Annotated in this window: 16 protein-coding genes; 14 read left to right on the top strand and 2 right to left on the bottom strand. The window is 55.0% G+C overall.

Annotated features, from left to right (window positions below; translation table 11 throughout):
• Positions 1-8 precede the first annotated feature (8 nt).
• From AC5DDB_RS28510 to AC5DDB_RS28445, 14 genes are all read left to right on the top strand, one after another.
• Positions 9-1,814: a glutamate mutase L gene (locus tag AC5DDB_RS28510; protein WP_491743169.1), complete on the top strand. Its 1,806-nt coding sequence runs from the start codon at positions 9-11 to the stop codon at positions 1,812-1,814.
• A gap of 64 nt (positions 1,815-1,878) precedes the next feature.
• On the top strand, positions 1,879-3,006 hold the full coding sequence (locus tag AC5DDB_RS28505; RefSeq protein WP_491743168.1) for a hypothetical protein: 1,128 nt from the start codon (positions 1,879-1,881) through the stop codon (positions 3,004-3,006).
• Positions 3,003-4,229, top strand: a complete 1,227-nt coding sequence (locus tag AC5DDB_RS28500) for a DUF6754 domain-containing protein (protein ID WP_491743167.1) — start codon at positions 3,003-3,005, stop codon at positions 4,227-4,229. The genes AC5DDB_RS28505 and AC5DDB_RS28500 overlap by 4 nt, the downstream gene beginning before the upstream one ends.
• 56 nt (positions 4,230-4,285) lie before the next feature.
• The gene (locus AC5DDB_RS28495; RefSeq protein ID WP_491743166.1) at positions 4,286-6,124 is read left to right on the top strand and encodes a hypothetical protein; all 1,839 of its coding nucleotides are present in this window, start codon (positions 4,286-4,288) and stop codon (positions 6,122-6,124) included.
• Positions 6,125-6,177: 53 nt separating this feature from the next.
• On the top strand, positions 6,178-7,041 hold the full coding sequence (locus AC5DDB_RS28490) for a hypothetical protein (protein WP_491743165.1): 864 nt from the start codon (positions 6,178-6,180) through the stop codon (positions 7,039-7,041).
• Positions 7,041-7,913, top strand: a complete 873-nt coding sequence (locus AC5DDB_RS28485; protein ID WP_491743164.1) for a hypothetical protein — start codon at positions 7,041-7,043, stop codon at positions 7,911-7,913. The genes AC5DDB_RS28490 and AC5DDB_RS28485 overlap by 1 nt, the downstream gene beginning before the upstream one ends.
• 370 nt (positions 7,914-8,283) lie before the next feature.
• Positions 8,284-9,018 carry an SDR family oxidoreductase gene (locus AC5DDB_RS28480; RefSeq protein ID WP_491743163.1) on the top strand — a complete coding sequence of 245 codons (735 nt, stop codon included), beginning with the start codon at positions 8,284-8,286 and terminating at the stop codon, positions 9,016-9,018.
• A 3-nt stretch (positions 9,019-9,021) separates the two neighbouring features.
• Complete coding sequence (locus AC5DDB_RS28475) at positions 9,022-10,173, top strand: Gfo/Idh/MocA family protein (protein ID WP_491743162.1); 1,152 nt, start codon at positions 9,022-9,024, stop codon at positions 10,171-10,173.
• Between the two features lie 306 nt (positions 10,174-10,479).
• The gene (locus tag AC5DDB_RS28470; protein WP_491743161.1) at positions 10,480-11,295 is read left to right on the top strand and encodes a hypothetical protein; all 816 of its coding nucleotides are present in this window, start codon (positions 10,480-10,482) and stop codon (positions 11,293-11,295) included.
• A 169-nt stretch (positions 11,296-11,464) separates the two neighbouring features.
• On the top strand, positions 11,465-12,049 hold the full coding sequence (locus AC5DDB_RS28465; RefSeq protein WP_491743160.1) for an FHA domain-containing protein: 585 nt from the start codon (positions 11,465-11,467) through the stop codon (positions 12,047-12,049).
• A 118-nt stretch (positions 12,050-12,167) separates the two neighbouring features.
• The gene (locus AC5DDB_RS28460) at positions 12,168-14,138 is read left to right on the top strand and encodes a serine/threonine-protein kinase (protein WP_491743159.1); all 1,971 of its coding nucleotides are present in this window, start codon (positions 12,168-12,170) and stop codon (positions 14,136-14,138) included.
• Positions 14,128-15,030: a hypothetical protein gene (locus AC5DDB_RS28455; RefSeq protein ID WP_491743158.1), complete on the top strand. Its 903-nt coding sequence runs from the start codon at positions 14,128-14,130 to the stop codon at positions 15,028-15,030. The genes AC5DDB_RS28460 and AC5DDB_RS28455 overlap by 11 nt, the downstream gene beginning before the upstream one ends.
• A gap of 166 nt (positions 15,031-15,196) precedes the next feature.
• Positions 15,197-15,598, top strand: a complete 402-nt coding sequence (locus AC5DDB_RS28450; RefSeq protein WP_491743157.1) for a hypothetical protein — start codon at positions 15,197-15,199, stop codon at positions 15,596-15,598.
• Between the two features lie 15 nt (positions 15,599-15,613).
• Positions 15,614-16,234: an RNA polymerase sigma factor gene (locus tag AC5DDB_RS28445; RefSeq protein WP_491743156.1), complete on the top strand. Its 621-nt coding sequence runs from the start codon at positions 15,614-15,616 to the stop codon at positions 16,232-16,234.
• A 21-nt stretch (positions 16,235-16,255) separates the two neighbouring features.
• Here AC5DDB_RS28445 and AC5DDB_RS28440 read toward each other — a convergent pair whose 3' ends face one another.
• Together AC5DDB_RS28440 and AC5DDB_RS28435 are read right to left on the bottom strand one after the other, a co-directional pair.
• Entirely contained in the window at positions 16,256-17,032 is a 777-nt protein-coding gene (locus AC5DDB_RS28440) for a class I SAM-dependent DNA methyltransferase (protein ID WP_491743155.1), read from the bottom strand.
• A gap of 153 nt (positions 17,033-17,185) precedes the next feature.
• A complete protein-coding gene (locus AC5DDB_RS28435) occupies positions 17,186-18,274 on the bottom strand; it encodes a ParB/RepB/Spo0J family partition protein (protein WP_491743154.1) in 1,089 nt (362 codons plus the stop codon).
• Positions 18,275-18,624: the final 350 nt, after the last annotated feature.

Here is an 18,624-nt window from a genome sequence, read left to right as displayed (position 1 = left end):
CAATCCCCATGCCCAACCCCGACGATATCCAAGTCATTCTCGCCACCGACTGTGGCAGCACGACGACCAAGGCGATTCTGATCGAAAAGATCGACGGTCACTATCGGCAGACCTACCGTGGCGAAGCGCCGACGACGGTGGAAGAACCGGTCGCCGACGTGACAGCGGGGGTCATCAACGCGGTCACGGAAGTCGGGGAACTCGCTGGAAAAAAATTGGTCGATGAGAACGGCCAAATCATTCGCCCCGCGAACGGCGATGTTGGCTGTGATATCTACATCTCGACATCGAGTGCCGGCGGCGGGTTGCAGATGATGGTCGCCGGTTTAGTTCGGCAGATGACCGGTGCGAGCGCGAAGCGAGCGGCACTCGGAGCCGGTGCGATCGTGATGGACATGATCGCCGCCAACGACAAACGCCTGCCGCACGAACAGATTCAACGCATTCGCGAACTTCGCCCGGACATGATTCTGCTCTCCGGCGGAACCGACGGCGGGAACTCGCGGAAAGTCGTCGAGATCGCCGAACTCATCGCTCCTGCACGCCCACAACCACGGTTCGGCAGCCAATACCGCATGCCTCTAATTTACGCTGGTAATTCGGAAGCCGCTCCGCTGGTGGAAGATGTGTTCGATGACAATGTCGAACTAAAGATCGTGCCGAATCTCCGCCCGGTATTGGAACGCGAAAACCTCGCTCCGGCCCGTGATGCCATTCACGACCTGTTCCTCGAACACGTCATGGCTCACGCCCCCGGTTACAACAAACTCATTGAGTGGACTGACGCCCCGATCATGCCGACACCGGGGGCCGTCGGTGACATTCTCGGTACGATTGCAAAGCGTCAGGGAGTAAACGCGGTCGCGGTGGATATTGGCGGGGCCACGACCGACGTCTTTAGCGTGTTTCCCGGGCCCGATGGCGAACCCGTTTTCAACCGCACGGTCTCCGCGAACCTGGGGATGAGTTATTCCATCTCGAATGTGGTCGCGGAAGCCACGCTCGATTCCGTATTGCGTTGGGTGCATCTCGACATGGACGAACGCGAATTGCGGAATCGCGTGAAGAACAAGATGATCCGCCCCACGACCATCCCACAAACGCTGGAAGCCCTCGTCTTCGAACAGGCGGTCTCGCGGGAGGCGTTGCGGTTGGCGTATCTGCAGCACAAGGAATTCGCGACGACGTTGCAAGGCGTGCAACAACAACGCACCGTCGGCGACACATTCACGCAATCCGGCGGCGGGGAAACCATCGTCGACAATATGAAACTTCACTTGCTCGTTGCATCCGGCGGTGTGTTATCGCACGCCCCGCGAATGCATCAGACGGCCGCCATGCTGATCGATGCTTTTGAACCGGAAGGCGTGACTCGCCTGGCGAAAGACAGCATCTTCATGATGCCACACCTTGGCGTGCTCGCGCAAGTTCATCCACAGGCGGCTCTGGAAGTCTTCGAGAAAGACTGTTTGATCTACCTTGGCACCTGCGTCGCCCCGAAAGGACAGGGCAAAGTCGGGAAACGCTGCTTCAGTTACGACCTGCAAGGCTCGAATATCAACGAACACGGCGAAATATCATACGGCGACATCCGCCTGTTTCCATTGCCCCCGGGTGAAACTGCGAGCATTCGCATTCAACCGGCTCGCGGGTTCGATGTCGGTGCAGGACCCGGAAAAGAATACCAGGCCGACGTTCGCGGCGGAGAAGTTGGTCTTATCCTCGACGCTCGCGGCCGTCCGCTCGCGTTGCCGGACCAACCACGTGAAACCGTGACAAAGTGGATTGAAGCGATGAAGCTTTACGAAAGTTGAATCCAAACTCAGTGGCTCTCCGTGGCAAAAACGTGAAGCAACTAGCATTCGGCAGAATTTGAGTATGTCCCAAGCCTACACCCCTGGATTAAAAGTCACCCCGCGGATTCGCCATCAGGTCCGGCGAATCTTGCCGCTTCCTGGCGATGTACTGGTCAGCACCGGCGACCAAGTGCAAGCCGAAGATGTCGTCGCGCAGACGGATATGCCGGGCGATATCTTTCCAGTGAACTTGGCCAACGTGTTAGCGATCTCGCCGGGTGATGTCCCGAAATCGCTGTTAGTGAAAGAGGGCGATTCCGTTGAAGTCGGCCAGACAATTGCCCGGTCCGAGGGAATTTTCGGTTTCTTCAAAAGCGAATACCAAGCCAAAGCCAGCGGCACAGTCGAGTCGATTTCCGGTGTCACTGGGCAAGTCATTCTGCGGGGCGAACCGCGACCGATTCAGGTGCTCGCATACCTCACGGGTCAAGTCGTCGAAGTCCTCCCCGGCGAAGGATGTGTGATCGAGGCCGAAATCTGCTATGTGCAGGGTATCTTCGGAATCGGCGGTGAAGCCTACGGAGTACTGGCCAGCGTGTGCGATTCACCGAACGACGAAGTCACCGCGGATCGAATTACCGACGATCTCAAAGACAAAATCGTCATTGGTGGTGCCCGTATGACGGGTGATGCCGTCCGAAAGGCCATCGAAGTCGGAGCCGCCGCCATCATATCCGGCGGGATGGACGATTCCGATTTGAAAGACATCCTCGGTTATGATCTCGGTGTCGCCGTCACCGGATCGGAACAGGTGGGCACAACTGTGGTCGTCACCGAAGGCTTCGGCGACATCGCGATGGCAGGTCGCACATTCGATTTGTTACGCAGCCACATCGGGCAACCGGCCGCCATCAACGGAGCCACACAAATTCGCGCCGGTGTGATGCGGCCGGAAATTCTGATTCCGTTAGCGACGGGCGATCTATCAAACGTGCCCGAACCCGCCCATTTTGGCGGAACATTGGAAGTCGGTCGGCCTGTGCGAATCATTCGCGATCCGTATTTCGGACGACTCGGTGAAGTCGCCGATATGCCGTCGGAACCGGCGATTCTCGGGTCTGGATCGAAAGCCCGTGTGCTGGATGTCAAACTGGCCGACGGCGAACAAGTCCGCGTCCCCCGAGCGAATGTGGAATTGATCGAACTATGAACCGTGTCGTCTTGAAAACTCTGGTTATGGGAATCGTCACGCTTTGGGGAACCGTCGCGTGGGCCGCTCCCGCTCCACCGACCGAGGTGCAAGCCGAGGACTACAGTGGGGATGACGGGTCGAGCATCGTCGTGACGTTCGCGCTTTCGCCCGATGACGAATTCGCCGACGACGAAGCGGACGCCTCGCCGGTGGCGTTGTATTCGGTTCAGCGAACCGCCGAGTGGGGCGGACTCTACGAAGACGTCGGTGGCGTGATTCCGACCGAAGACGAATACGAAGCCGGCAAAGCTTCGATCATGATCGGCAAAAATCGTCGCGGCGAATCGTATTGGTTCCGCGTGCAAGCGGTCGGCACGGACGGAACCCGCTCCGAGTTCGTTTACACTCCCGAGGATCAACCCACGATTCCGACTCAGGAGTTTTTCCTCGCCGATCGTCGTTGGCTGGCGTTTATTACGTTTGTGATTTGCGGGGCAGTCGTGGGGTTCATCGCCTGGGCTCGGTCGGGGCGACCGCTCAAAGTTCGCCGCATTGCCGGTTTGGAAGCCGTCGACGAAGCCGTCGGCCGAGCCTGCGAAATGGGCAAGTCATGCCTGTTCGTGCCCGGCGTTCAAGACATCAACGACATTCAAACCATCGCGGGTCTGACGGTGCTCTCGCACGTGGCGAAGACTTCTGCTGAGTACGATGTGCAAGTCGAAGTCCCGACCAGCCGTTCACTGGTGATGACGGCCGCCCGCGAAACCGTGGAGTCTGCGTATCTTGCCGCCGGTCGGCCGGATGGTTTCAACCCCGATGTGATCTACTACGTGACCGACGAGCAATTCGGGTACGCCGCTTATCTTTCCGGACACATGGTCCGTGAGGAACCGGCCGCCTGCTTTTACTTCGGTGTGTTCTACGCGGAGTCGCTGATTCTCGCCGAGATGGGCAACAGCATCGGTGCCATTCAAGTCGCCGGAACCGCCATGCCCGCTCAGTTGCCGTTCTTCGTGGCGGCTTGCGACTACACGTTGATCGGGGAAGAATTCTTCGCGGCCTCAGCGTATTTGTCGGGCGATCCCGACCAGTTAGGCAGTCTGAAGGGGCAAGACTTTGGCAAAGTATTAACTGGTATCACACTGCTGATTGGCTGTCTGCTTGCGACGCTGGCTCAGATCACGGGCTCGCAGGTCTTCGCCGACGCGGTCGAGCACTTGCGGGATGTGATACTGAAGTGATGCGAATTTCCGTGCGACTGTGAACTTCAAACCATTGTTGAACTGATTACGAACCCATGCTGAAAAACACGGTTCCACTACTCATTACCGCCACGACCGGCTTCGTGCTGATCGTCGCGTCGTTCATTCCTGCGACGGTCAGTTGGGGTGAGACGGCGGCAGTGTGGTTCGACATTCTCGCGGCGATTGCCTTCGTGCTCGGCGGTGGCAACCTGCTGATGCATAACCTGAAGAAGATCAGCAATCGCCAAGCTGGATGGGGATATGCAGCTGTCACGCTGGTGGCGTTCATCATCACGCTCGTCGTCGGTTTAGCCAAGTTCGGAGCACCGCCGTCCACGAATCAGGAATTCTACGGTGAAGTCTTCGTCGAACTGCCGTTCTCTGCATTTCCTGAATCACAGGTTTTCAGCGTCGATGGCGAAATCCCCGAACATGTCGACGAGGAATTCAACGAACTCCCGCCCTCGGTCCGCAACCAATTACGCGAAGTGAATGGTACGATCGAGTTTACCGGTTGGATGCAGCCAAACCAAAAGCAAGACTTGCTCGATTACGACCCCAGTCTCGCCTGGAAATGCCGCATCGATGAACTCGCCGAGAAGGCCCAGCCGCCGGAGTCGCTGCGTGGCAAAGTCCGCTTCCGTAGCGATCATGAAGCGTTGTCGTTCGAAGGCGTGATGAGCGACGAGGACCGTGAGGCACTTCTCGCTTTGAGTGACGCCCCCGAATGGCAAGAGGCCGTTACGACACTCGACGAACGAACGCACAAACAGACGGTTGCGTTCCTTGTCACCGCTCCGGAATCCTATGAACTTCCCGAAGCCATGACCGCAGTCGCGGAGTACAACTCCGAAACTCGGCAATTGACCTGGACGGGACCGATGACACCCGGTCAACGCGACACGCTGACCGATCGGTTCGCACGAATCAAACCGCTGGACGAAGCCGGGCGAGAGGCGTTTGTGGCGGAAATCGAAGCTCAGGGAGATGGACTTAGCGAAGAACAACGGATCGCATTCGACAAGGTCATGGACACGGCTTGGACGGTTGAGCAATTTGCAGCAGCCATCAATCAAGCGGGGATTGGGAAAGCGCCGGAGAAGACCGCGTGTGAACTGCTGGATGAAATGCAGCTCGGCGACGCACTCGCGGTGAATCCGAAGAAAGAGAAACCGGAAGATGTCGAACTTAACGACGAGCAACTCGCCGCCATTCGTGACTTCGCCTCTTCCGATTCGCAAGACATCGACGCTTTCATCGATTCGCTCGCATCGCTCGGCGAATTGACCGACGCACAGCGTGGGGCGATCCAATCGTTCTGGCAATCCGCGCCGACGGTTGGGGAACGTAATGTCGTGCTATTCAAAGCCCTCGCGGCCGAAGGCGAACTCACGCCCGAACAGAAACAACTCCTCACCGCGGACTCTCGCGCAGAAGTGAATTGGGAAAACGCGATTGCCGACGTTTTCTACGCTGCTCATCAAACGAAATACCCGTGGTCGGGGGACTACACCGCCTCGGGAAGTCCGTTCTGGTGGTGTTACGAGTACCTCTTCAAACCGCTAACCGCAACGATGTTTGCGTTACTGGCGTTCTACATTGCCTCCGCGGCGTTCCGCGCGTTTCGGGCAAAGAATGTGGAGGCCGCACTGCTATTAGGAACGGCATTCATCATTTTGCTCGGTCGGACATACGCCGGCGTGTGGCTGACCCAATGGCTGCCGGAGACCTCGCCATTTCGCACCGAAAACATGAGTGTATTCATCGGCCAGGTCTTCAACACCGCCGGCATGCGAGCCATCATGATCGGCATCGCCCTGGGGGTGGTGTCGACATCGCTGAAAGTGCTACTTGGAATCGACCGCTCGTATCTGGGCTCGTCGGATGATTAGTTTTTAACTGAGACTGTGAAGAATCACCAGCGAATCGAAACTTGGATTCAACCGTGTATCAACTGCTGAAAAAACTCGACCGCCGACACGTCTTTCTGATGATGGCTCTCGCCGTCGGAATTCCGATTCTGCTGCAATTGCAGTTCCCGGAAAAACCGACGGGGTTGGCACTAGCCGTCTTTGAACGCGTCGACGAATTGAAACCCGGCGACAAAGTCCTGCTCGCGTTCGACTTCGACCCCGCCAGCGAAGGTGAACTCGGGCCAATGGCGACTTCGTTCGTACGGCATTGCTGCGAAAAGGGAGTCAAAATGTACTTCCTCACGTTGTGGCCGGTCGGTCCGCAGATGATCAACCAGTCCATCGACACCGTCATCAAACCCGACTTTCCACATCTGATCTACGGCGAAGACTACGTGAATCTCGGATTCAAACCTGGTTACGAGGGTGTGATCAAGGTGATTGTCACCGACATTCGACAACTCTACACCACCGACGATCGCGGCACGAACATCGATGAAATCCCGATGTGTCGCACCATTCAGAACGTGCAGGATTTTGACCTCGTTTGCAACGTCAGTGCGGGTTACCCGGGCACGAAGGAATGGGTGCAGTACGCCGCGACGCCGTACCCCGATGACATCCGCATCGTCGCCGGTTGCACGGGTGTGCAATCGCCGCTGGTTTACCCGTACTATCCTGATCAACTATTAGGATTGCTCGCAGCGATCAAGGGGGCAGCGGAGTATGAGAAGCTGGTTCTCGAAGAATACGGCGGGGATGATCCTGACTCGAAATACACCGAAGCCCAACGCCGCATGGGTCCGCAGTTGATCGCCCATGTTCTGATGATCGCCCTCATTGTGGCAGGGAATTATGTTTACTTCGCAGGCCGTCGGCGGGGAGATCTCAACTGATGACTCGCAACGCTTTGATATCGACCATCTTGCTCGGGTGTGCCGGGTTGTACATTGTGATTCGTCTCGCCACCGGCGGGATGGGATACGCTTACGCCCAGCGATCCGGCGACACCTACGTTGCCGCGAATGCCTCCGATGCCGCCGCCGGAATCGCCGACTTCAGTCTCTCGCGGACGGTCGGAATCTGGGTCGCAGCCATCATGACCTTGTGTATTTTCTCGTTCCTGTATGGGGACAACCCCTTCTATAAGGTCGCTGAGGCCATCGTTGTCGGTGTGTCGGCGGCATATTGGATGGTCGTCGGCTTTTGGACAACCATTGTCCCGAACCTGCTGGGCAAATTGTTTCCCGCGTGGATTCAATCTTGGGCCATGCCGGGGATTTCGCCAGTGCGGGAATCGGGTGACCTACTTTACGTGGTTCCGTTGATTCTCGGTGTGATGCTGTTGATGCGACTTTCGCCGAAAGGCAGTTGGGTCGCTCGTTGGCCGTTGGCGTTGATCATCGGCGCGACCGCAGGGTTGCGGCTGATTGGTTTCATCCAAGCCGACTTCTTAAACCAAGTCCGCAACACAATTGTGCCGTTGGTGGTGATCAACGGCGACATTCAATGGGACGTGACAATTCGCAACATTGTCATGCTGCTGAGCGTGTTGTCGTGTCTGGTGTACTTCTTCTTTTCGATCGAACATAAGGGTGTGGTCGGCAAGGTCGCTCGGGTCGGAATTTGGGTCTTGATGATCACCTTCGGAGCCGCTTTCGGCTTCACCGTGATGGGCCGAATCGCGTTGCTCGCAATCCGCTTCGAATTCCTCTTCGACGATTGGCTTTGGCTAATCGACCCCCTCAATCACCGCGTCGGTTGGTAACTTGAAGATCGCTACTAGTGGGGTGCGTTGCATAGGAAATTGCATGTGTTTAGCCACGTGGGTGGCATGCCCACGGTTTTACGTGGGCATGATTGGACATTCAAACATCGCTGGCCCATGCCCACACCAAACGGTGGGCATGCCACCCAAGTATTAACTGCATTGAATGTCACGCAATATTGTCTCAAATACAGGCAATTTCCAGCAGTGGCACCCGCCATCTCTGACCAATGATGTTTCTTAGCTGCAAAGAACCGATCGTTATACGATAGGATTTAGCGGACAGGAATTGAAATTTCGCTAGAAAGCTTACAGTCCCCGTTTTCCCCCCTAAATCATAACCCCTAAATCCCAAACCCTAGACAACATCATGACCAAATCGCTCGACGGACAAGTTGCTCTCATCACGGGTGGCAATCAAGGAATCGGCAAAGCGATTGCACGGGCACTTGCCGAAGCGGGTGCCAAACTGGTGCTATGTGCCCGCAATGAAAGCAAGCTGTCGGCGACTTCGAAAGAGCTGCAAGCCGATGGCTTCGAAGTCCTCGCGGTGGCCACCGATGTCACCGATGAGTCCGGCGTGGCGAGTTTGTTCGAACAGACTAGGAACAAGTACCGCCGACTCGACATCCTTGTCAACAATGCCGGCGCATTCGATGGCGGACGGATCGATGAAGTCTCGCTCGATGCCTGGAACAACGTGATCGGTGCATGTCTGACCGGCAGTTTTCTCTGCAGTCGGGCGGCGTTTGCGATCATGAAAGAGCAGGGCGGCGGACGGATTTTGAACATCGGCTCCATTTCCGCGCAGCGACCTCGGGAGAATAGCACGCCTTACGCAGCAGCCAAATTCGGCGTGTGGGGACTGACACAGGCCACCGCGATCGACGGGCGTCCGTTCGGCATCAAATGTAGTTGTCTGCACCCCGGCAACGTTCGTGTGGAACGCCGCATCGACTCGGGAAGCGAGTCCGACGACGAACCTATGATGAGCATGGAGACGATCGCCTCAGCGGCACTTGCTATGCTCACATTGCCTCCGGATGTCAATTTCCTCGAAGCGATCGTGCTCCCACAAGATCAACTTTACCTCGGACGCGGATAAGCGATGACCGATTTGCATTCGCCCGCCCGATACGGTGTTCTTCTCATCGGCGGTTCGCATACGCATCAGGAAAACTACGCTCGGGCGTTTGCAGCCGATCCGCGGTGCAAGCTGATTGGTTTGACCGATGAGGGCGATGTGCCGCTACGGCGAAAGTCTCTCAACTTGCGACTCGCTGCAGAATTGGACATTCCGTACTTCGATGATATCGATGCCGCTCTATCCAGAGATGACGTTCAGATCGTCTGCTTGTGTCCCGAACCGGAACGCCGAGCACGCTTGGTGGAACGAGCAGCGAACGCAGGGAAACACGTCTACATCGACAAACCGATCGGCACGAATCTGGAAGACGGCCAACGCATGTTACGAGCCATCGAACAAGCGGGCGTAAAGAGCCAGATGTTTAGCCTCGTTCGGTCACCGGTTGCACAGCGAGCCAGACACGTGCTGCAGTCCGGCCAAATCGGCGAACTGCTGGCCATCGACTGTGAACTCTGTTTTGCGAAAGGGCATTCGGGAACAGCGGACCTAACCCGTCCGCGAACGGAATCCGAGCATGCGGACCGCTTCACTTTTCTCGACGCAAAACGGGAATTGTTTTGCGTCGGGCTGTATCCGCTTGTGCTGTTCCAATGGTTGACCGGCGAGCGATACCGACAACTCTTCGCGAGCACCGCAAACTACTTCTTCGAGTCGCACCAACAACACAACGTCGAAGATTTCGCGTCGATGATGCTCACACTCGGCAACGGTGTGCAGACATCGCTATTTGTGGGGCGAACCGGTTGGACGAGTCACCCCAATTACGGCGTACATCAAATTCACCTCGTTGGCAGTCGACGGACCGTCACGCTCGATGCGTTCCGCCCACGACTCGAAGTCTGGAACTCCGAAACCTGGTCGCCCCCGCCGATTCCACACCCCGAAGACCCCATGGGTTTTTGGTCAAGTACTCAAGCCGAGAATGCGATTCCTCCCAAGCTCGGTTGGCGGCCCATCGATCCGACCGTCCAAAGTGACGCCGCTTTTTTTCTCGATTGTCTCGACCAGAACACATCCAGCGATGTTTGCGCGAAGGTTGGTTTCCACGCACTCGAAGCTATTTTAAAAGGTTACGAGTCCGCAGCTTCCGGCAATTGGGTTGTGTTGGATTAGTCTTTCTTCGGAAAGATGCCGATTGAGACCCGATCTCTGCCGGCTATGCAGGCTCGAACGAATTTTCCTGTCTTTCGGGGAAAAAAAGACAAACATCCACTCAAGTTGCGGTAAAATTGGCTATTGCGGGCCATTTCCGTGATCTTTCACCGTCCGATTTGCGTTAGGAATCGTAGACGAAAAGCGGAAAAGAGTCAGAAATTTCCAAATTCTGTTCAAGATCGTAAACATTACAGCGAATAACCTCGTGAAATTGCGACGGACCAACCGTCGAAACTGTCCCAAAAGGTTCTAAGGAGTGTGAAGATGAAGAAGTTTTTCCTTGGTGGGTTAGCACTCACGTTAGTCGCCGGAGCATTGATTGGCTTCAATCGCATGTGTTCGATGACCCGGCTCGGAGTGGATCATGTCCAAAGCACGATCGACGAAGCCATTCCGGTCGATGTCCAACTTCGTCAGTTGGAAATGGCATTGAAGGATTTGGACCCGGAAATCAAAAGTGCACAATTATCGGTTGTGCGACAAGAGGTTTCGGTCAACGAACTGCAAGACGAAATTACGCAAATCACTGCGGGTATGGATCAACAGTGGAGTGAAATCGTTGCCCTTCGGCAAGCGATTCCGGAAGAGTCTGACACCGAATTCGTTTCGGTCAACGGCAAGGAATACAGCCGCGACAAAGTTACCAACGACTTGCGTCGCAAGTTGACTCGCTTCAAAGGCGTTGAAAGTTCTGTTAACGCCAAGCAAGATTTGCTCGGCAAACGTGAAGAAACTTTGACCGCCAAGCAAAAGCATCTTGAAAACTTGCTGGACCTGAAATCGGAATTGACCGGTGAGATCGAACAACTCAAAGCTCGATTGACCTTGGTTCAAGCAAAGCAAGTGGAAGTCAGCGAAGACGTCGACAATGCCAAGGTTGACGAGATCAAAGAGTTGACCAAGAAGGTTCAACGCCGGATCGCTGAGAAAGAAAAGATGCTTGAACACGAAGCCAATGCCTACGGTGAAATTCAAGTTACACCGGAAGCTGACGAACAAGACGTGCTCGAAGAAATCGATGCTCGTCGTGCTGACGAAGCCGTGCGTGGCAAAGATGGCGAGTTGATCAACATCCGCTAGTCACGTCTGAGTCAAGTTTTCTTGACGATGTAGTTACTGATTGGGACAGAGCGAGGCGGCAGAGTGGCGAAACGCACGATCTTGCCGCCTCGTGTTCCGATTCCAGCTTTTGTTCCGAGCAGGTCTGCTCATGATTGACCCGCAATCGCCCCATAAAATTCAAACTTCGATGAATCATCAGTTGTGGATTGACGGAGTTGGCGGGTTCTTGCTGTGCACGAAACCAACGATTGCGATTGGTAGTGGCGACGCGGTGGACTTTGCCATTCGAGCCCCGATCTCTCGACACCATGCCACGTTAGAATTCGCGGACGACCACTGGGTCTGGTGGCAACTCCACGATCCAACTCGCACGACACAAATTCTGACTCGCGACTTCCAGGAATTGCAATTGAATCATGGAGTTGCTCTCGGCTTCTCCCAACCCCATCCGTGGAGTCAGACAGCATTTCTCGATTTGCGATCTTCACATCGATCACAACTCGGCGTCGATGGTTGCGTCTTGATGTCTCGGGAATGCTTGATCGGCCCGACTGCTGACTGCCATATTCAATGTCGCGACTGGACCGAGACTATTGTGCTCTCTCGAACGATGACGGAATTCCAATGGCACCGACTTGCTGACGTCCGTCCCGGCTCGCAAACCTTATCGAAACAACGGTTGCCGATCGACGAAACACTGACCCTGAAGTATTCGAATTCCGACGAGGTTCAAATTCGACTGGAAAATTTGGAATTTTCCAAAGTCGATTGATCTCTTTTTACTGACAAACGTATTGCTAGAAGAGTACTGAGCAATTCACTGACTTGTTCAACTCGAAACCGAACTGCCGAATGCAAACTCCTCTGCGACGAAGTCAGGCAGCCGAATTATGAAATATAGTTACCCCCCCGACTCACGTCCCCTTGATGGGTATACCATCAAGCGTGCCATCAAACGTGGTGGTTTTGGCGAGGTCTATTATGCGATCAGCGATGCCGGCAAAGAGGTCGCGCTGAAGTTGATCCGCGAAAATCTCGACGTGGAACTGCGTGGCGTTTCGTTGTGCCTGAATCTAAGCCATCCGAATTTGGTGTCGATTCACGACGTCCGCACCGATGCGCAGGGACAACACTGGATTATTATGGAGTATGTGTCTGGCTCGACGTTGGCGTCGGTTCTCGACCAGTATCCCGGAGGCATGCCAATCGAGATGGTGAGGCGTTGGCTCACCGGCTTGACCGCCGGGTTGACGTATCTCCACGATCAAGGATTGGTCCACCGCGATCTGAAACCGGCCAATGTGTTTCAGGACGAAACCGCCGTGAAACTCGGCGATGTGGGACTGTCCAAATTCATTTCACAAAGTCAACGTAGCGCCCAAACGCAAAGTGTCGGCACTGTCTATTACATGGCCCCAGAAGTTGGGCATGGACGATATGGCAAAGAAGTCGACGTGTATGCGTTGGGCATCATTCTATACGAGATGCTCACCGGTGATGTGCCGTTCGATGGGGAATCTCAAGCTGAGATTTTGATGAAGCACCTCACCCAACAACCCGATCTTTCAGCCCTGCCGACACGTTTACGTCCTGTGGTGGCTCGGGCTCTCGAGAAGGACCCCGAAGTCCGCACACCCAGTGCGGCTCGGTTGCTTGAAGAGTTCGAACGCGCGGTCGATGGAAGAAATGTCGTCGACATCCCTGCCGAGAACTTTATCAATGAACAGGCGAGGCCGGCGAATCATCGTCGTGTTCCGACGTCTGAACAACCAACGCTGCATCGGCCATCGAATCCGCAGGGCCAGGGGGCATATCACAGAGCTGCGCGATATGTCGCCCCTGGCGAACGACCATCGGAAGGGTTGGGTGTTTGGAAGTGGATTCTCATCGGGTTTGTGGTATGGATTTGCCTGCCCGGCGGCTTTTGGCGATTGCCAGGCCGACTGTGGTTCCTCATCCTGCTTGGAACTGGTCTCTGGTATTTTTCCTCGACAATCGTGGGAGCGTTTCTGCCGAAACGACATCGCAATCGGCGTGATTCAGACGGACTCGCGAAGACCATCCCAGCGCGAGAACCGGTGCATCGCCAGTATGCTCAGGTCTATCGTCAATCCCCGAAAGCTGAGTCGGCTGCCCAGCGTTGGGAACAGCGGCGGCGTGTTTATGCGAAACGTCGGGTTGCCTATGGTTACAGTCCATTCACCACCCGCAAGGTCAGTTTGAGAGAGCGAGCGACGCAACTCACGGGCTCTTTCACGGCAGCGGGCATTTGTGGGGCGTTGATCACAGCCGGGTTGGCAGTGATTACCAAGACGATTCAGGGATGGCCAGAGATTGTCCTCTTCGGAACCGCGACCATTCTTGGAAGTTGGGGCGTACTTCTTTCAGCAAAGTTCGTTGAAGGCACCGACCGGAGCACTTGGCATCGTCGTGGCTTAATGTTGCTGATGGGCTTGGCGTTCGGAGCATTAATTTGGACGCTCGATCAATCCTTGATGATCGAGTACACCGGACAAGACGGCGTTAGCAGACCCACCGACCTGTTTGGTTATCGTGAGATCGTGTTAACCGACAAGGCTCGTCAACCGACCGCATGGGGGTACGCAATCTTCTTCGGCGGATTGTTTGCACTACGTCGGTGGTGGTGGCATGCAGACGCATTTCGGCCGAAGCAGTTTCGGCTGGTCTCCGTCCTGTTCACCGCGTTCGTGGCTTGGCTCTGGGCAATGAGTGTCGGATTTCCAATCGTTCTCGGTGTGACATGGGCCGCCGCGATTTCAAGTGTCGTTCAACTGACGGCCGCTTGGGTCTCGCCAATGGAACGTGTTCAACTGATAGAAGGGCAACACCATGTTGCATGAGATAATCAACTGGTTGCGAACCGATGTGTTGTCTCAACCAACGGGCGTATTGATTGCGTTGCTGTTACTGTTGGGAACAGCTTCGGTGTTGACGGTAATGGTCAAGGAACGACAGTTCCAATGGCCATCAATCAAAACGAGTGCGTCAGCATTGTTGTGGCTCAGCCCGATTCTGGCATTGTTGGCCGTTTTGGGAACGCGACTGTTTCCGTTTTTTGCTCCCCCAAATGTGGTCGCGAATTCCGAAGCAGCGGCTCAGTTTCCCTGGGAGGAAGAGGCGGTCTGGAAAATCGAATCTGTTGAATCGTGGGGTCCAGTTGAGGAAATGGACATCGCGACAGTGCAGAAGAAAACCGAACACGGACAAACCGCATGGCGGTTTGTCATCGAAAGTGAACAACATACAACCCCCGAAGATGCTCGCAAGGAACTGACGGAAACGGTTTTGGAACTCGCCACGATCGACCTGCTTCGCGACCATCCAGAGATTGGAAATCCTGAAATCTCGCAATCGTTGGTCCGTGAGAAATGTGTCGTCGATGAGTCGCTGACGAAAACCTCCCATCAGTTGCCGGACTCGGGTCGAACGTTTGAGACGACGCAAATTCGGTGGGTGGTAGAACTCGATTCGGAAGTTCGGGAACTCGTGCACAACGTGTGGAAGACCGAAATTGTTTCGACTCGTGCAGGACTACTAGCAGGGACGGTGGGGTTCGTAACATTCCTCTTCGGCTTGTTGGCCATGTTCTTGCGGGTCGATACCCGCACCAACGGACAGTATCGCGGTCGGCTGAAACTTGGATTGCTCTGCCTGGCAATAGCCGGTGGGCTCGGTTTCTTGCAAGTCCTGAACATCATCGAAATGAACCCAATGCGTGGTTTCTTCCTCTAAACGGAAACGGGGAAATCAACCCAGTTTTTCGGTGGGATCAATTGACGTTCAAGCGGATCGGGAATCGCTTTGCACTCGTGCGGGGCGGTTCCTCGTTTTTTTCAGCATACGCCAATGACAATGCGTTACAATCTGCTTGCCACTTGTCATAGTTTGAGGATCCGCATTGAACACGAGTCTGCCATTTACAATCCCCCTGTTACTCGGCGTTGCAAAAGCTGTCGGGCTGCTTCGGCTGGAAGGACGCTCACTGCTGCTAGAGTACGAACTCACCGACCGCACATTGGGTTTGTTGCGTTCCGAATTGAAAACCGTACGGCTGCCGTTGATCGAAGTTGACGAACTCACACTGACCCCGGGCTGGCGATTCGATTTGGTTCAGATTCGGGTCTCCACGCTACGAGTCGCCCGCAACATTCCAGGGCATGATTGTGGAATCATCCAACTTCGAACTCAAAAACGCGATCGCAATTTCGCGAGCAACCTGTTGCAGTCGGCGTTGCAAGTCAAAGCCATGAAGCATGTGGACCGACTTGATTCTGCACCATCTATCTCTACGACAACTTAGTTCGACGGTACGCTCGTGACTTCCTCGGCTCACACTAGCTTCCAAACGGATTTGATCTCGCGTATCCGCAGCGGTAACGGTGAGGCTTGGCGAGAACTGATCGACCAATATGAAGGTCGACTTCTCGCGTTCGTTGTGAGTCGGATTGGCGATCGCAGCGTGGCCGAAGACATTGTGCAAGAAACGTTTCTTGGGTTTCTCGTCAGCCTACCGAATTACAACGACGCGACTCCCATCGAGTCGTGGCTCTTCACGATTACGGCTCACAAGTTGACCGATTACCTTCGTCGCGAAGGTCGTCGGCCGACAATTCCATTGACGCCGCCAGGCCAGACACGGGAATTGCCAGGAGATTACCGCCAAGCCTCCAGCCTGTTGAGAAGTCACGAGCGACGGCAGACTGAAGAAACCGTGTTGGCAAATGCCATGCGAGAATTGGTTTCTCATTGGCGAGCAACCGGGCAATACGAACGACTCAAGTGCATCGAGCTTTTGTTTGTCGCTGGCCTCTCGAATCAGTCAGTCGCACAGCGGTTGAACATTAGTGAGCAAGCCGTTGCGAATCACAAATCTTACGTGGTTCGGAAACTCAAAGAGGTCGCTCAGTCTCATCGACTCAGCGACCTCGTCATGTAACTAACGCAGCGAAACGTCTTGCTACAGAATCTCATACTTCTCGAGGAAGTCGTCGGGAATTTCAACCGTCTTCTGCCCCACGAGTGCGTAGTAGGACAGCGGTGTCCCTTCCATAGAAAGCCGATGGTGATACCGTTCGAGGTGACTCACCTTCAAGTATTCCGACCAAATCAACTGTCGAATAAAACGTGAGAACCCGGATGTATCCGACTGGTCGAGAAAGGTCTCTTTGATGTTGAATGCAACATAGCCCCCCTCCTTGACGAACCGCATTGCTTGCAGAAATGCCGACGTCGGGATATCGCCGAATCCGAGGGCTGCAACCGAGGTGAGACAGTCGATCGACCAGTCCGAAATTTCCTCGATGAGATCGTCGGATAGGTTCGTGAAATCCGCGACGTAATATTCATCGTAGACTCCCGGCCGGTCTCGAAACGTGGCGACCTTTGCCTCCTGAATGATATCCACGCCGACTAAACGAGCGACACCATACCCCTTCAAGACTTCGCCCATCAACCCATTGCCTGCCCCGAGATCCAGCACGCGGAGCTCGCTGACGGAACGGTCGCTCGCCTCCAATGTCCGCCGAAGCAACTCACCGACCTTCTGCGGAGACGAGCACTTCAACCGTTCGTAAAAAATCTGTTCGTACAGTCCCGGACGAAGATAGATTTGATCGTAGTCGTGAAACCGAAGGCGTCGTTTTCCTTCATCCTCGACAAGATAGAAGAACGCCTCGTCCTGACTGAGTTCGTTTCCATCCGCGGGAGGAAATTGAATTCGATGCAGTTGTGCCATAATCCTTTAATTTCGCTTGTTGGTTTGAACACAGAAACGTGATCCTCAGGTTCAACCTAGCAAACGAAGGAAGTGACTGCCACCGCCTTTCCGAGAAACCTCGGAACTCATCGAACTCTCTTGTCCGATCAAATTTTGTCAATCCGTAGCCGATTAGGCCGCTTCTTGACGCTGGTCTGGGCCGGCCGATCGAAGGGCACGAACCAATCGTTCGAACTCCTCGTTCGACCCAAAATGCACGGTAATTTTCCCTTCGTCTTTACCGGTCACTCGGATGTCGACTTTCGCACCAAGCGTTTCCCGAAGTTGCGATTCCAGCGAGAGAACGTGATTCGTTTTGCCTTCGGTCTCGTTGGTCTCTTCGTCGCTCACTTCCGGTTCTTCGGAGTTAGCCGCTTCGTTGGCGAGCGTTGAGAATGGAACCGTATCGGGCGTTTCGTCCGCTTCTGTGCTCTCCGAATTCTCGGTGTGCTCGGAGGTCTCGGATGACGGAGTGCTTCGTCCGAGTCGTTCTTTGACGGCTTCCTCAGTCTTGCGAACCGTCAACGATTCCCGTTGGACTTGTTCGCAAACTTCGATTTGCGCATCGGTCTCGAGTGAGAGCATGGCCCGCGCGTGACCGTTGGAAATCTTGCCGGAGTTCAACGCGACTTTGACCGGTTCGGCCAAACTCAATAGCCGAATAAAATTCGCCACGGTCGAACGGTTCAGACCAAGTTGCTTGGCCAGGTCGGCAGCAGTGCCGCCAAATTGATCCAGGTAGCCTTGGAACGCTTGCGCCTTTTCCAGATCACTGAGATCCTTCCGCTGCACGTTCTCGACAATCGCGACTTCGCAGACGGCTTTGTCTTCAAGTTCCATCACGCGACACGGGACCGTTTCGATGCCGGCTTCCCGCGCGGCCAGCCAACGGCGTTCCCCGGCAATCAACTGAAACTTTCCGTTCGATGGCCGCACGATCAACGGCTGCAACACGCCGTGAGTGATGAGGCTCTCTGCAAGCTCATGCAAAGTTTCTTTATCGAACTCTTTGCGGGGCTGATACGGGTTCCGCTCGATCTGATCCACCGCGACCGGGCGAACTGTCACTCGCTCGGTTGGATCGGATTCGCCGTCGTGTCCGCCGCCATCGCCAACCAAGTTGCCGAGCGTCTGTGACTCCTGCTCGTTGCCCCCTAGCAAGGCGTTCAAGCCGCGACCCAAGCGGCGGCGCATCGGTTGTTGAGTCGATTGATCGTCCATGATCTCAGTGCCTAATTGTCGAATGGGAATATAAAAAATTCATGCGAAGCCAACCTCGGTGCCCCCATCATCGAAACATCGAATCGTTACCGATGTTACACCTCGCAGAATGGTTACCAACTTCATCGAACCAGCGAGGCAGCATTCTCTAGCTCGGGTTGCGAATTCTACATTCGTTCCCACTTCAGGGACAAGGTGAGTTAAAGCTCGCGTTTCACGTGAAACAGGAAGGATAGGTAGGCTACCCCGATTGGGAACGAACCTCGAAAGCCGGTGTATTCATGACGGTAAGTTGGAAACGCCAGAGTCTCTCACTATGATGACCACCGGACGCAGACAAACCACCAAAC

This window comes from Thalassoroseus sp. (assembly GCF_984380535.1).
Note: the sequence above shows the minus strand (reverse complement) of the source record. Positions and strands in the feature narration are given on the sequence as shown.